The sequence below is a fragment of the Pseudomonas cistanchae genome, assembly GCF_054483635.1.
On the sequence record NZ_JBTLWN010000006.1, the window covers coordinates 268,659 to 283,296 of the forward strand.

At 62.6% G+C, this 14,638-nt stretch carries 13 protein-coding genes; 7 read left to right on the forward strand and 6 right to left on the reverse strand.

Translation table 11 applies throughout. From position 1 onward, the window contains the following. Window positions 1-79 precede the first annotated feature (79 nt). Window positions 80-514 (forward strand): CBS domain-containing protein, encoded by a 435-nt coding sequence (locus tag ACX0MV_RS17595; RefSeq protein ID WP_458983817.1) that lies wholly within the window; start codon window positions 80-82, stop codon window positions 512-514. Window positions 515-518: 4 nt separating this feature from the next. Here ACX0MV_RS17595 and arsN2 read toward each other — a convergent pair whose 3' ends face one another. The 3 genes from arsN2 to ACX0MV_RS17610 form a co-directional block, all read right to left on the reverse strand. Next, window positions 519-959 (reverse strand): arsenic resistance N-acetyltransferase ArsN2, encoded by a 441-nt coding sequence (gene arsN2 / locus ACX0MV_RS17600; protein WP_458983818.1) that lies wholly within the window; start codon window positions 957-959, stop codon window positions 519-521. A 2-nt stretch (window positions 960-961) separates the two neighbouring features. Further along, a complete protein-coding gene (locus ACX0MV_RS17605) occupies window positions 962-1,579 on the reverse strand; it encodes a DUF6151 family protein (protein WP_458983819.1) in 618 nt (205 codons plus the stop codon). A gap of 168 nt (window positions 1,580-1,747) precedes the next feature. Then, window positions 1,748-3,310 carry a S8 family serine peptidase gene (locus ACX0MV_RS17610; protein WP_458983820.1) on the reverse strand — a complete coding sequence of 521 codons (1,563 nt, stop codon included), beginning with the start codon at window positions 3,308-3,310 and terminating at the stop codon, window positions 1,748-1,750. Window positions 3,311-4,002: 692 nt separating this feature from the next. Between ACX0MV_RS17610 and creD the strand changes: the two genes are divergently transcribed. Beyond that, window positions 4,003-5,358, forward strand: a complete 1,356-nt coding sequence (gene creD / locus ACX0MV_RS17615; RefSeq protein ID WP_458983821.1) for a cell envelope integrity protein CreD — start codon at window positions 4,003-4,005, stop codon at window positions 5,356-5,358. A gap of 46 nt (window positions 5,359-5,404) precedes the next feature. After that, window positions 5,405-5,707, forward strand: a complete 303-nt coding sequence (locus tag ACX0MV_RS17620; protein WP_458983822.1) for a hypothetical protein — start codon at window positions 5,405-5,407, stop codon at window positions 5,705-5,707. Between the two features lie 238 nt (window positions 5,708-5,945). Here ACX0MV_RS17620 and pulA read toward each other — a convergent pair whose 3' ends face one another. Then, window positions 5,946-9,062: a pullulanase-type alpha-1,6-glucosidase gene (gene pulA, locus ACX0MV_RS17625; protein ID WP_458983823.1), complete on the reverse strand. Its 3,117-nt coding sequence runs from the start codon at window positions 9,060-9,062 to the stop codon at window positions 5,946-5,948. 204 nt (window positions 9,063-9,266) lie between these two features. Between pulA and ACX0MV_RS17630 the strand changes: the two genes are divergently transcribed. Continuing rightward, on the forward strand, window positions 9,267-10,016 hold the full coding sequence (locus ACX0MV_RS17630) for a PA3715 family protein (RefSeq protein ID WP_458983824.1): 750 nt from the start codon (window positions 9,267-9,269) through the stop codon (window positions 10,014-10,016). 152 nt (window positions 10,017-10,168) lie between these two features. On the opposite strand, the gene ACX0MV_RS17635 is transcribed toward ACX0MV_RS17630, so the two are convergent. Continuing rightward, the gene (locus tag ACX0MV_RS17635) at window positions 10,169-10,621 is read right to left on the reverse strand and encodes a DUF3592 domain-containing protein (RefSeq protein WP_458983825.1); all 453 of its coding nucleotides are present in this window, start codon (window positions 10,619-10,621) and stop codon (window positions 10,169-10,171) included. A gap of 101 nt (window positions 10,622-10,722) precedes the next feature. After that, the gene (locus tag ACX0MV_RS17640) at window positions 10,723-11,352 is read right to left on the reverse strand and encodes a glutathione S-transferase family protein (protein WP_458983826.1); all 630 of its coding nucleotides are present in this window, start codon (window positions 11,350-11,352) and stop codon (window positions 10,723-10,725) included. 224 nt (window positions 11,353-11,576) lie between these two features. On the opposite strand from ACX0MV_RS17640, the gene ACX0MV_RS17645 reads away from it, so the two are divergent. The 3 genes from ACX0MV_RS17645 (at window position 11,577) to ACX0MV_RS17655 (ending at window position 14,483) form a co-directional block, all read left to right on the forward strand. After that, on the forward strand, window positions 11,577-11,843 hold the full coding sequence (locus ACX0MV_RS17645) for a DUF4212 domain-containing protein (protein ID WP_458983827.1): 267 nt from the start codon (window positions 11,577-11,579) through the stop codon (window positions 11,841-11,843). Window positions 11,844-11,853: 10 nt separating this feature from the next. After that, a complete protein-coding gene (locus ACX0MV_RS17650; RefSeq protein ID WP_458983828.1) occupies window positions 11,854-13,623 on the forward strand; it encodes a sodium:solute symporter family protein in 1,770 nt (589 codons plus the stop codon). Between the two features lie 341 nt (window positions 13,624-13,964). Beyond that, window positions 13,965-14,483 (forward strand): Hcp family type VI secretion system effector, encoded by a 519-nt coding sequence (locus ACX0MV_RS17655; RefSeq protein ID WP_458983829.1) that lies wholly within the window; start codon window positions 13,965-13,967, stop codon window positions 14,481-14,483. Window positions 14,484-14,638 lie beyond the last annotated feature (155 nt).

A 14,638-nucleotide genomic window follows, 5' to 3' on the forward strand; every position in this document is an offset into this window, starting at 1 on the left:
CGGGTTGGTTAGTATCCGTACGCCGCGCCGTTGCGCTGCCGACCTCAACCGCACACACAACAAGACAGGAAGCCACTGCATGAAAACAGTCGCCGAGATTCTCCGAGCCAAGCCCCATGCCGCGGTGTACAGCGTCAGCCCGACCACCACGGTGCTGGATGCGATCAAGTTGATGGCCGAAAAAGGCATTGGCGCGCTGGTGGTGCTGGACAACGGACGCCTCGCCGGGATCGTCAGCGAGCGAGACTATGCGCGCAAGGTGGCGATGCTGGAACGCTCGGCGTTCGGTGCGCAGGTCAGCGAGATCATGACCGCCGACGTGATCACCATCGGTCCGCGCGACACCTCGCAATACTGCATGCAACTGATGACCGATCGGCATCTGCGCCACCTGCCGGTGCTGGCCGAAGGCGAGCTGATCGGCCTGCTGTCGATCGGCGACCTGGTCAAGGAAACCATCGCTGAGCAAGCCAGCCTGATTCAGCAGCTCGAACAGTACATCCGCGGCGAATAGCGCATCAGCCCTCCAGCCGCTTGCCCATGAAAGCTGCCGCGGCTGGACAGAGCCCGGCGAATTGCCGGGTGGCGGCAATGCTCGCGGGTGCCAGCCCGCGGTCAAGCAGCTGATAGCCGTGGCGGGCAAACCAGGCTTCGGCACTGGTGGTGAGCAGGTACAGCGTCCGCACACCCTGAGCGCGGGCGTGCTGCTCGGCATGCTGTAGCAGCGCCTTGCCCAGCTGCCGCTCGCGCGCCGACTCGGCGACTGCCAGCGAGCGTAACAGCCCATCCTGACCGTACAGCTGCAGACCGACCACCCCAGCCAGCCGCGCCTCAGCCATGCAGCCGAACAGCTGCAGAGCGCCTTGCGCCCCGTGCAGGTCTTCGGTCGGCAAGTGGCAGGTTTCCAGCAATTGCTTCACGGCTTCGTCCAGGGCGATGGGTGCCACGGCAGAGGTCATGATCAGTTCTCCTGGTGTCGGGCGGCAGCGCTAGCGGCATGGCGCAATGCCTCGCGTTGCGCCGGACTGAGCACTGTTGGCGTGGCACTGGGCGCGCCGTCTGGCGTGAAGAACGGCGTGTGCTTGTAACTGCCGTCCAGGCGAGCCTTGAGCATGTGGCCCGCTGCGCGCAGCAGCGTGCCGGCCATGCCCGTGGTGGGCGGTTTGGGCTCGCCATGGGCCGAGGCGGTGTTGACATGCGCGCGCACCGGCCCGAACGCCTGATCCAGCACCGCATGGTCGCCCAGGCAGTTATGAATCAGGCCCACGAACGCGAACTTGGCGGTGGCCAGCGTGTTGCCGATCGGCGTGTTGCAGCAGCACGCATACCAGCGCAGCAAGCCTTTTTCGGACAGGCGCATGCAGGCGAGGTATTCGACGCCTGCGCTGAAACTCACCCATTGCGGGCGGGTTTGCACGATGTCGCTGCCGCCGCGCGCATCGAGCACCTGCTCGGCGCGTTGCAGATAATGGGCGAAGGCCTGGCAATCGGTGCAATAGCACAGCAGTCGATTGCTGGCCTGCGTCCGTTCGAGCAAGCCTTGCAGGTGTCCGCAGGTGCAGCGTATCGGCTGGGGCATGGGGAGAAATCCGTCGGGGCTGTTGATCAGGGTTATAGCCGCCGAGCTCGGCAGGTCGCAACCTGTGCACCCGAGTAACGCTGATCAGCTCTCGCCGATGCGGTGAGGGCATCAGTCGGAAAGTCCTGGCCGAAGCCCTGGGCGTATGCGCGCCCAGGGCAGGTGGGCTTACTCGTAGCGCCAGTTCAGCGTCATGCCGGAGAACGCGGAGTAGGCGTGGGCGCCGATATGCCAGGTGCCGGCGGTGGGGTTCTCTAGGGTGCAGGTTTCCTGGCTGCCATCGAGGTACGGGCGGCAGTTCCACTGGCTCTGGGTCGGCCGGCTGCCGAAGCGCGTGTACAGGTCCGCATCGCCGGTGCCGCCGCTGGTTGTAACGGTCAGGCGCTTGCTGCCACTCGGCACGTTGACGCTGTAATACACCCAGGCGCCACGGGCGGCGGACAGGTTGGTATAGGTCTGCTCCTGACCGTTATCGCCGCCACTGGCGTCGCAGCCGCCCTGCGCGATCAGGTCGCTGGCGCGCTTGGCTTTGACGATGCCGTAGCCGTAATTGGGGTCGCGTCCGCTTGTGCCGCGATCTTCGGCGGTGGCGTTGACCGCGTTGCGGATCTGCGCGGCCGAGCACTGCCGATGCTGGCTCCATACCAGGGCGTACACCGCGGAAACATGCGGCGTGGCCATGGAGGTGCCGTTGAAGCTCGCGTAGTTGTTGCCGGGCGTGGTCGAGCGCACCGCGACGCCTGGCGCCGCCACTTCGACCTGGTTGTTGTATTGCGAGAAGGAGGCGCGGTTGCCACTGCTGTCGACCGCTGCCACCGACACCACCGAGTCGTACGAGGCGGGGTAGGACAGCGCGCCGGTGCCGTTATTGCCGGCCGCGGCGACCACCAGCACGCCGTTCTGGTAGGCCGCGTCCATGGCGTTGCGCTCGGTGACGGACGATGCACCGCCGCCCAGGCTCATGCTGATGACGGTCGAGCCGGCAGTGCGGCATTGCTGGATCGCCATCACCAGGTCCGATCCGTAGGCCCAGCCGCCGTTGTTGTTGAACACCTTGACGATGTGCAGGCCCAGATTGCCCGACGGGCTGACGCCAACCACGCCCACGTCGTTGCCGCCGAGTGCGCTGATGGTGCCGGCGACATGGGTGCCGTGGCCGTTGCCGTCCTCGTACCAGTTACCGCTGTCGACACCGCCATAGCCGTCGTTACCGGTCACGCCCGCGGAGGGCAGGTCCTGGTGGCCGAGGTCGTAGCCGGTGTCGACAATGCAGACTTTCATGCTGGAAATATTGCCGTCGGACAGCTGGTTCGCCTGCACCATGGGAATGCCGTACGGCACCTGTTCGGCCATCAGGTAACGCCGCGGGTCGAGTTCGACGTAGTCGACCGCCGGGTTGGCTTTGAGCTGTTTCAACTGCGCTGAGGTCAGACGCGCCACGCTGGCGGCCTGGCTGTCGAGGTGCATCAAGGGTTGCACCTGGGCCTGGCTGAGCAATCGTTGCGCCGCCTGGCTTTCGAACTGGCCACCGCTCAAGGGCGCGAGCTGGCCCGCTTTGCCTGCGAGTGAAGGCGCCAGTTCCTTGTACTTGATGATGTAGCGCGGTGGCTGCTGCTGATCGACAGCGGCCTTGGCGTTGGCGGTGAAGCTCGGCGTATCCGCCGCCTGCGCGTGGCTGAAGGATGCGCCCATCAGCAATAGGGCGAGGGTGCTACGGGAAAATCTTTGCATGGGTGTATCTCCTGATTTTTTGCCGCTCAATGCAGCTGTGCAAACCCTAGGAGACTGTTCTGAAAATCCAAGGCCATTCGTCGTCTTTTTTGGAAAAAATTATCAATAAAACCAATTATTTAAGGCGATACTGGTTGGCCCTTCCGGGACTCGGAAAGGAGGCGTGGATTGCCAGGGGGTAATGCGCAACCTGGCAGGCGTGGGGTGCATGGGGCGCCCATTGGCGCAACCGTGCGGCCTGCTTCAGGCGAAGTGTCGCCCTATGAACAGCAGCGCAGCGTCCAATGACGCAACGGCTGTTTTCGCCATGGCTGCTGGAGGATCGACCGGGGAGTGTGGGCGCTGAATGATGCGGGGTTGATCAGATGCTGCCGTGCGCGAACCGCGCACATCCATTGATGCTGCTTCATTGCCGTTCCTTCTTCAGATTGGGTAAATCTTCTGGTCGCTCTCCGGTTGCCTTGTGGGCGCGCGGTGTGACTTAGCACTTTAGTGCACGAACCCAGGCAGGTCGGCGCAATTGACGAACGGTCGGTCAGGCCCAGCGCAGAGGCCTGTCGGTTGGTCGGGCAGTTCAGTTCGGCGACCCGGAGCACCGCAGATTCTCCACACACTCTCCATACAGGCTCCACAGAGCGCACACCTGGGCTCGGCAGACTTTGCCCACCTTAACTGCATTGGAGAGTTGCACCATGAGCCGAACCCTTGGCTTCAAGCTAGGCGCCATCGTCCTGTTGATAATGCTGTTGCTGATCCCGCTAATGAAGATCGGCGGCCTGGTCAGCGAGCGGCAATACCTGCGCGAGGGCGTGCTGCAGGACATCGCGCGCAGCTCGAGCTATCGCCAGCAGATCACCGGGCCGATCCTGGTGATGCCCTACACCAAGGTCTGGAACGAGTGGAAAACCCACGACAAGACCGGCGAGCGCTACATGGAAGAGCGCCAGTCGCGCGGACGCCTGTACTTTCTGCCGGAGCGGTTCGTGCTCAATGGCAAAGTCGGCACCGAGCTGCGTGCGCGGGGCATCTACAAGGCGCTGCTGTACCGCAGCGACAACCAGATCAACGGCACCTTCAAGCTGCCGGCGCGGCTCGGACTGGGCGAAGACCTGGGCCTGTACCGTTTCGACAAGCCCTTTCTGTCGGTCGGCATCAGCGACGTACGCGGCATCAGCAATGACCTCAAGCTGAACCTCAACGGCACCCAGTTGGGCTTCGCCCCCGGTAGCGGCGACGAGCGCTTCGGCGCTGGCGTGCATGCGCCATTGCCGAGCCTGGACAGCCAGGGCGGCCAGCTTCTCGAGTTCGCCTTCGACCTCAAACTGCAGGGTACCGAGCAGCTCAGCGTTACCCCGGTGGGTCGCGACAGTCAGGTTTCCTTGCGCTCCGACTGGCCGCACCCGAGCTTCGTCGGGGAATACCTGCCAAGCCAGCGCGAAGTCACCGAGCAGGGCTTTGTCGCGCAATGGCAGACCAGCTTCTTCGCCACCAATATGGAAGACGCGCTGCAAGAATGCGTGGACGAAGACAACTGCAACGGGCTCTCGGCGCGCACCTTCGGCGTCAGCTTCGTCGACCCGGTGGACCAGTACCTGAAAACCGAGCGGGCGATCAAATACGCGCTGTTGTTCATCGGCCTGACCTTCGCCGTGTTTTTCCTCTTCGAAGTGCTCAAGCGCATGGCGGTTCACCCGGTGCAGTACGCCCTGGTGGGGATGTCCCTGGCGCTGTTCTACCTGCTGCTGTTGTCGCTGTCCGAGCACATGGGCTTCGCCAGTGCCTATGCCCTTTCTGCGCTGGCCTGTGTGGCGCTGATCGGCTTCTACGTCAGCCACGTATTGCGCAGCTGGCTGCGCGGCTGCGCTTTTGCAAGCCTGCTGGGTGCGCTCTACAGCCTGCTGTTCGGCTTGCTCAGCGCCGAGGACTACGCCCTGCTGATGGGCTCGTTGCTGGTGTTCGGCGTGCTCGGTTGCGTGATGGTGCTGACCCGCAAACTCGACTGGTACAGCGTCGGCCGCAGCGCGCCGAGCAACCCCGCCACCCTTTGATCACCACGGGCGCGGCTGCGGTCGCGCCTGCCTGGAGGACCTGACCATGCGTTTTCTACTGCAATTTTCCGCCTGTTTCGCCCTTGGCCTGGTAGTCGCCACGTTGCTGCTGATCGGCCTGATGTTTTTCGGCCAGTTCAGCCTGATCGACGGCCTGATGTTTACTGGCAAGCCGCTGGCGCAACTGAGCCTGGCGCTGTTGCCGGAGGCGTTCTGGGTTGGGCTGACCGGCGTGGCCGATGCCGCGCAGAACAGCTCGGTGCAGTCCTTCCTGCAGCTGTGCGCTGCCATCGGGCAATGCGCCTTGCTGCTGGCGCTGGGATTTTTCCGTCTGTGGTACCGCGCATGAGCGGGTATGTCGGCTTGCGCGAGGATGCCCAGATCGGGCGGAACCTGACGCTGAGGATCGCCACTTTGTTTCCGCTGCGCCGGTTAATGCCGCCCCGCGCAAGGGCGATTCCCTTCGTAGGTTGGGTTGAGCGCAGCGATACCCAACAAAAATCGACGTCAATTGCCTGCAACCCAAGATAAAACCGGTGGCGCCGCTGTAGCCGACGCCACCGAACACCTCACTCAGGGCGCTTCAACTACTGCCGCCGGCCCCGCGCTTGCGGCTGAACGAACACTGCCACGCTGAGCGCCGGCACCTGGAACTGCCCGGCTTCGACCTTGGCCTCGCGAATCAGCGGGTCGGCGGAGGCGCGCTGCGTGGGATGCAGCTGGAAGCCCGGCTTGGCCCCAGCAACCGTTACCGTATCGGGCGTGGTATTGAAGATCACCATCAGCGCTTCGTGGCGCGGGTCGAGGTCGCGGCCCAGGTGACGGCCATCGTCCAGGCTGAAGGCGAGCACGCCGGGTTGCTGGTCGGGGCCGGTGTTGTGGAAGCGCAGGCGCCGGTCGATGTCGCGGGCGTTGTCGAGTTGGAACAGCGGGCTGCCGCTGCGGATGCGCAGCAACTCGAGGAACTGGCGCTTGGCCTCGAGGATGTCGCTGCTGGTCGGCTGGGCGCTGGGGTCGGCGATGATCTGCCGAATCAGCGACCAGTTGCCGCCATCCTTGTCTTCGCGCGGCAGGCCCTTGTTCCAGTTGTTGTCCTGGTAACTGAAATCCACCGCGTTGTACCAGTCGCCGGAATCGTAGCTGTCGCGCTCCATCGACTTGGAGCGCAGGATGTCCGAGCCCATGTGAATGAACGGCACGCCCTGGCTGAACAGCGGCACAGCGAGGCCAAGCAGTTGCAGGCGCACCCGCTGGGCGCTGCTCAGGGAACCGGCCAGCTTGTACTGGTTGATGTCCCAGAGGGTCTGGTTGTCGTGCTTGGACACGTAGTTGATGGTTTCCTGCGGGTCGAGCGTATAGCCGGCGGGCTGGCCGTTGTAATCCACCTCGGCACCCCGTTTCAGGCTGCCGTCGGCGCTCTCGAAGCGGTAATCGCGCAAGCCGCCGGCGATGCCGACGCGAATCAGGTCGGTCAACCGCAGCAGCTGTGCCTGTTCCGCGGCGCTGGCGCTGTTCAGCTCGTTGGGCAGCACGAAGAGGCCGTTGGCGAAGCCCTGGTTGAGGCGCAGGCTGGCGCCACCATCGAATGGCCCACCGCCGCGTACGGCGTCGCGCTGGCGGTCGTTGAAGGTGCCGATGCCGGTGCCAGCCATGTTGCGCTGGGTCGCGTTGATGCCGCGGGCGTCATCCGCCACTTCGCCAAAATTCCAGCCCTCGCCGTAGAAGTAGGTGTGCGGGTCGATGCGCTGCACCGCCTGGTAGGCCCGCAGCAAGTTGCGGCGCATGTGATGGCCCATCAGGTCGAAGCGAAAGCCGCCGATCTTGTAATCGCGCGCCCAGACCTGCAGCGAGTCGATCATCAGTTTTTCCATCATGCGGTGTTCGGACGCGGTGTTCTCGCAGCAGGTGGAACGCTCGACCTCACCGCTGACCGGGTTGCGCCGGTGGTAATAGCCAGGCACCAGCTTGTCGAGCACCGACTGATCGCCCAGGCCGGAGCCGTGGGTGTGGTTGTAGACCACGTCCATCACCGTGTTCAGCCCTTGCTGGGCGAGGGCCTGGACCATCGCGCGAAACTCGCGGATGCGCTGCACGCCTTCGGCATCGCTGGCGTAGCTGCCTTCCGGCACCGTGTAATGGAAGGGATCGTAGCCCCAGTTAAAGGCGTCGAAGGCGCGCAGATCGGCATGCAGCGCCTGGGCATCCGCGCTGGCGGGATCGAAACCCTGCAGCACCTCACGGATGGTCCCCGCGTTGCAGTAGCCGGCCCAGTTCTCGCGGGCGCTGGCGGACAGTTCGCAGAGTTTGCCGAAGGCGTCATCGAGCTCGACACGCTGGCGTGGGTCTTCGCTTACCGTGGCGATGTCGAAGACCGGCAGCAGCTGAATATCGGTCAGGCCGGCGTTGCGCAGGTCACGCAGGTGCTGCACGCCCTGGCCCTGTGGCTGAGCGAACGCCAGGTAGGTGCCGCGCTGGGCGGCGGGCAGGCTGCTATCGCTGGCGCTGAAGTCGCGCACGTGGGTTTCGTAGATCACCCGTGCTTCGGGTTTGCTGGCGCGCGGCGGGCGCAGCGAATCCCAGCCGCCGGGCTTGAGGTCGGCGTCATCGAGGTCGACCACCTGGGCGTACTGGCTGTTGCGCGACAGGCTGAGGGCGTAAGGGTCCGAAGTCATGCTGGTTTCCACCCGGCCGGTGCTCGGGTGGTAGACGCTGACTTCGTACTGGTAGTACTGGCGATCCAGCTGCTTGGGTGCATCGAAACGCCAGACGCCATGGCGCTCGCGCATCTCGACCGGAAAACCCCGCAGGCGCTGCTTGTTGCGGTCGAACGCGTGCAGGCGCACCCGCTGGGCGGTCGGCGCCCACAGGCGAAAGCGCACGCGGTGGTCGTCAACCCGCGCACCCAGCGCGCCGTCGTAGGCATACAGGCTGTCGAGCACGCCGGGCGTCTGCACCTGGGTGGCCGCGATAAGGCGCTCGTCGCTGTCATAGGCGAGCACCAGCAGCTGGCTTTTCAAGGCGTTGCGCAGGGTTTTGCCGCCGACGTCCAGGCGGTAGGCGGGTTGTTCGGCCAGGTGCGGAAACCTGCGTTTCAGCCGATCGCTGAGGGCGCCCGGTTGCAGGGCGATGGCGCGTCCGCCGTTGACACTGCGCTGCTCGGCATCAATGCGGATATCCGCAGTGGGCGAATAGCGCAGCTCCAGCCGCGCCGCCTGGCTGCTGCCATGCAGCACCAGGGTGTGCGCATCCAGCCAGTGGGCGCGAGCGCCTTCGATGGCCAGCGCGGCTTCGTTGATCGGGGTTGGCGAGAGCTGGGCGACGCCGCTGACGCTGAACACGCGCCGGCCCAATTCCTCGAAACGCCAGACCAGGTCACCACCGCCGAGGTCCTTTTCGTCGCCCTTGTGCATGATCAGGTTCAGGCAACTGGCATCGCTGCTCAACGGGATGCGGTACCAGGCGCCGTGTTCGGGGTCCACACCGGCGGGCGCCAGCGGCTGATCCCAACTGGTGCCGTCGCGTACGCCGGTGCATTGCAGGGTATTCCACAGGTGCGGACCCCAGCCGTCATACACGCCGTCGCTGCGCTGGTAATACAGCAGCGCCTCGTCGGGGCCGGGTTCGAGGGGCTCGGCAGTGGCCGTTGCGGCCAGGCCTCCGAGCAGCAGGGTGAGTAGGTAGCGCGGCAATCGGAGGTTGTGCATGGTTCGCTTCCCAGAGTTGTTTTTGTTGTTTGCACCACGCGTTGATTGTGGACAGCGCCTTGGTGAGGCACATCCTCTGTGGGACCATTTACAGGGGCGTAGGACGGGGAAGGAGAAGAGGCTGATAGCGTTGTGCCTGATCGGCGGGCCGTTACGGTAGAATGCGGCCCGGGCGTAAGCCCATGAACACTTGAAGGAGCAAGGATGAACCTCAACAAAGCGGCCTTGGCCCTCATCGCCCTATTTGAGCTGGGTCACGCCCACGCGGATGAGTGCCGTGACCAACTGCCGCAGATTTTACAGACGGTTTACGGCGGCGATGCAGTGGCGGCTCAAACAGTGGTTTGCAAGGTCTGGCCGGCGCAACCGCAGTTCACTTTGGTGGCGGTTCCTTTACCTAAGGTCCGTCATGAGGGCTATGGTGAAACCGATCTGGAAATCCTGGTGGTGAAAACTGATACCCGGCAAATCCAGGCACGGCGGCTTGAGCCGCATCTGCTGGATTGGGACGCGGTGTACGTAGATGGCATGGTCTTCGACACCGCGCTCTATCGTTTAAGTGAACAGCAGTTGGCCTTTGGCTTGCGCATTGATCGGCGAGGTAGCTCCCGCGCCAATCCCTTTTACGAAACTTCGCTACGTCTCTATCTTTTGAACGGCGATCAATTACAGGCGCCGCTCGAAAAATTGCTCGTCTCGGGTTCGTCTGGGGAGTGGGACACTCGCTGCACGGGTGAGTGGCATGATCGTACGGTAACCCTGGCTGTAGCCGAGCGCGCTGGTCGCGAGGGTTATAACGACTTGTTGCTCAGCGAGCGAAGTGTTCAATCACGCGCCGAAGAACGCGCCGAGGACTGCCTGAGCGTCGAGGAGCGAGTGACGAAGCGGCGTTATCGGCTGACCTATGGCGATCAGCGATATAGCGTCCCGTCCGAACTGCAGGTGCTGCAATGATTAACCGCAACGGCCGAATCGCCGTCGTTCAAGGTTTGTGGCCGATATCTGCTGTGGCTTAGCAACGATATAGCCGCCGGCGCCTTGCTTAGAGGCTCGTGAATACCATAGAAGTTTTCGCCTGACGCTGCGCGTGGCTTGGATATGGCTTCTTAGCCCTTGTTCGCCTGCCAGGGCAGCTTGGCCAGTAGTAGGACCAGCAAGCCGGTGAGGGTCAGGATGACGCCGAAGACGATGCCGATCATCCCTGCGCCGCCGGTCCACAGCGTAGTGCTGGCGATGGACGCCTGGTCGGGTTCGTCGGCGTCGTAACGCACGCTGACTCGCTCGCCGATCGCATAGTCACTGCTGGCGCGATCCTGCATGGCATCGGTGAAGGTCACCGTTTGCCCGTCTTCAGCGGTAAAGCGCACCACAGGGGCGACATGGGTGCGCCGGCCGCGGTTGGCGGTGGATGTGTCGTGGCCGATCACCACGCCCTCGACCGACTCGTCGAACAGCCAGGCGGCAAGGCTGTCACCCACCGCACTGAAACCGAAGTAGCCCATCAGCAAGCCACCGCCCACGAAGCACCAGGCCCAGATACGTACGAGTTTGCGGATCATCGGTAGTGGCGTCCTGGTGGCAGCGAGGTCGCCAATCCTATCTTCCGCTGCTACGCCAGGTTGGCGCGTCGGGTGGATTTGCCAAGGCCTTCACACTTCCCTCACTGCGGCGGCTGGGTGGCCTGCAGCGACGGCCGCTGGCTCACCTCGGCATACCAGCTAGCCAGCTGCGGGTAGCGCTGGCGCCAGTTCAATTCGGGTTGGCGGAAATCCAGGTAACCCAGTGCGCAGGCCACGGCGATGGCGGCGATATCGAACCGGCGGGCCAGTTCGGTGACGGCCTCGGCTTCCAGGTGCGCCAGGCCGCGCTCGATCTTGTCCTGCTGGGCAGCGAGCCAGTCGTCCCAGCGTTTCTCGGCGGGCCGCAGGAAGGTCTCGTAGCGGATCAGCACCGCTGCATCGAGCATCGCATCCGCCAGCGAGGCCAGGGTCAGCCGTTGCCAGCGTGCCGGACCATCAAGGGGAATCAAGGGCTGGCCGTCATGCTGGCGGTCGAGGTAATCGAGAATCACCTGGCTGTCATGCAGCACGCTGCCGTCGGCGAGGCGCAGCGCCGGAATTTTTCCGGCCGGGTTGCCGGCATTCACCAGCGCGTTGGGGCTGGTCGGGCTGACCTGCACGCTTTCCAGCGTCACCTGGTCCAGTTGGCCCGTCTCGCGCAACAGCAGCATGATTTTGCGCACGAATGGCGAAGTGGCCGAATAAAGCAGGGTCGGTTTGGCGGTGTTCATGCCGTGGCTCCTGTGGAAATGATTGGCTGGTAGGGGCGATTCAGCCGTTTTGCTGTGGCGCGCGCTTGCGCTTCCAATCCTGCGGTAGTGCACTGCCATGGCCGGCCATTACACCCTGATCGGCGAGGTTGCAGCCTGGCACTCGACCAAAGTCGAACTGGCGGTTGCAGGGAGGGCTGCTACGTTACAGGAGGTCAATAACAAAAATAATCAAGGAGTACCCCATGTCCGTCTCTAAGCAAGAGGCCGCGAAGGCCTATTGGAAAGACAACCTGCGGTTGATGCTGATATTGCTGGCCATCTGGTTCGCAGTGTCGTTCGGCGCCGGAATCCTGTTCGTCGATCAGCTCAATACCATTCAGTTCTTCGGCTTCCCTCTGGGCTTCTGGTTCGCTCAGCAGGGTTCAATCTATGTGTTCGTGGCGATGATTTTCTTCTACGTGTGGAAGATGAATCAGTACGACCGCAAACACGACGTCCACGAAGAATAAGGCGCCGAGCATGGATACCCAGACTCTGATCTACCTGATCGTCGGCGCGACCTTCGCGCTCTACATAGGCATCGCGCTCTACACCCGGGCGGGTTCAACCAGCGAATACTACGTTGCCAGCAAGGGTGTACACCCCATCGCCAACGGTATGGCCACTGGCGCCGACTGGATGTCGGCCGCCTCGTTCATCTCGATGGCGGGGATTATCTCCTTCGTCGGTTATGACGGCAGCGTGTACCTGATGGGCTGGACCGGCGGTTACGTGCTGTTGGCCATGTGCCTGGCACCGTACCTGCGCAAGTTCGGCAAGTTCACTGTGCCGGACTTCATCGGTGAGCGTTATTACTCGCAGACCGCGCGCCTGGTGGCGGTGGTGTGCGTGATCTTCATCTCCTTCACCTACGTGGCCGGGCAGATGCGCGGTGTCGGTATCGTCTTCTCCCGCTACCTGGAAGTGGACATCAACACCGGCGTGATCATCGGCATGGCGATCGTGTTCTTCTACTCCGTACTTGGCGGCATGAAGGGCATCACCTACACCCAGGTGGCGCAGTACTGCGTGATGATCTTCGCCTACATGGTGCCGGCGATTTACATCTCGATGATGATCACCGGCAACCCAATCCCGCAGCTGGGCTTCGGCAGTGACGTGATCGGCACCGATACATCGGTAATTGAGCGTCTCAATGGGCTGGGTGCAGAGCTGGGCTTTAGTTCTTACACCGATGGCACCAAATCAACCATCGATGTGTTCTTCATCACCATGGCGCTGATGGTGGGTACCGCCGGTCTGCCGCACGTGATCGTACGTTTCTTCACCACCCCGACCGTACGTGCAGCGCGCTCGTCCGCCGGTTATGCGCTGCTGTTCATCGCCATCCTCTACACCACGGCTCCGGCTGTTGCGGCGTTTGCCCGTACCAACCTGTTGACCAGCATTCCGGGCGTCAGCTATGCCGATGCACCGCAGTGGGTGAAGAACTGGGAGAACTCCGGCCTGATCGCCTGGCTGGATAAGAACAACGACGGCAAGATCCAGTACGGCCCAGGCGCGCCGTTCGCAGGTGCTCCAACCTTCGCCGCCGAGCGCGGTGCAAATGGCGAGCGCGTGGTGACCAACGCCGCAACCCCAGCCGCAACCGAGCTGTATGTGGACCGCGACATCATGGTATTGGCCAACCCGGAAATCGCCGGGCTGCCAGGCTGGGTAATCGCCTTGATCGCAGCCGGTGGTCTGGCCGCGGCGCTGTCCACCGCGGCCGGGTTGCTGTTGGTGATCTCGACCTCGATCTCCCATGACCTGCTCAAGAGCAACCTGGCACCGAACATCAGCGAGAAGGGCGAGCTACTGGCCGCACGCATCGCAGCCGGTGTGGCAGTGCTGGTAGCGGGGTTGTTCGGGATTTATCCGCCGGCCTTTGTGGCGCAGGTGGTGGCCTTCGCCTTCGGGCTTGCGGCAGCGTCGTTCTTCCCGGCCATCGTCATGGGGATTTTCTCCAAGAGGATGAACAAGGAAGGCGCCATCGCCGGTATGGTCGTCGGCTTGGCCTTCACCTTCAGCTACATCGTCTACTTCAAGTTCATCAACCCGGCGATGGATAACGCCGAACACTGGTGGCTTGGCGTATCCGCCGAAGGTATCGGTACTCTGGGTATGATCTTCAACTTCGTTACCGCGGTCCTGGTAGCCAAGTTCACGGCGGCCCCGCCAGAGCATATCCAGCACATCATCGAAGACATCCGCATCCCTCGTGGTGCTGGCGCTGCCATCGATCACTAAGTTGTACCTGTAAACACAAACGCCCCGGTTTCCGGGGCGTTTGCATTTTTTTGTTGTAAGGACGATGCGCAATAACTGGCGCTATAAATTGTGGATAAGCCTGTTGATATCTCTCTGAGACCCTTTATTCACAAGGGCTGAACCTTGATGCGCAACTCTTTGCGCAGCGCTGCGCAGAGAGTTGCGCACTTTTATGTGAGGCTCCGCACGTTGTGACTTTTCTTTATTTCGGGTCACGCTATCTGATTGAATTTTAACTGTTTTTATTAAATGGCACGCTTATCGCTCTAATCCTGGCTCCCGGATCATTAGATCCATGACCCAAGGCAAGGAAAGCACTCATGCCAACTCCCGCGTATCTGTCCCTCGAAGGCACCAAGCAAGGCCTCATCACCGCTGGCACCTTCACCGAAGATTCGGTCGGTAACATCTTCCAGGAAGGTCATGAAGACCAGATCCTGGTTCAAGCCTTCAACCACCAAGTCATCATCCCGCGCGACCCGCAGTCCGGTCAGCCGACTGGCCAGCGCGTACACAAGCCGCTGATGATCACCAAGGTCTTCGACAAATCCTCGCCGCTGATCTTCAACTCCCTGACCTCCGGTGAGCGTCTGTCCAAGTGCCGTCTGGAGTGGTATCGCACTTCCTCCACCGGTACTCAAGAGCACTACTTCACCATCGAGCTGGAAGATGCCGTGATCGTTGACGTGCAGTCGCGTATGCCGAACTGCCAAGACCCGAACATGGCGCACTTCACTCACTTGGAAGACGTTTACTTCACCTACCGCAAAATCGTCTGGACCCACGAAGTCTCCGGTACTTCCGGTTCCGACGACTGGCGTACCCCGATCGCCAGCTAAGTTGGTGGTCGTGCGGTAATCACGTCGGCCAGGCATAGTCCTGGCCGACGTGTTTCAGCGAGGCCGACCGTGCCACGCGCCCCTGGCAATGCCGGAAAAAGTCGAATGCGCACGTTCACCCAGGCAACCTCTGGGTTAAAACGGCTGCGCCAGCT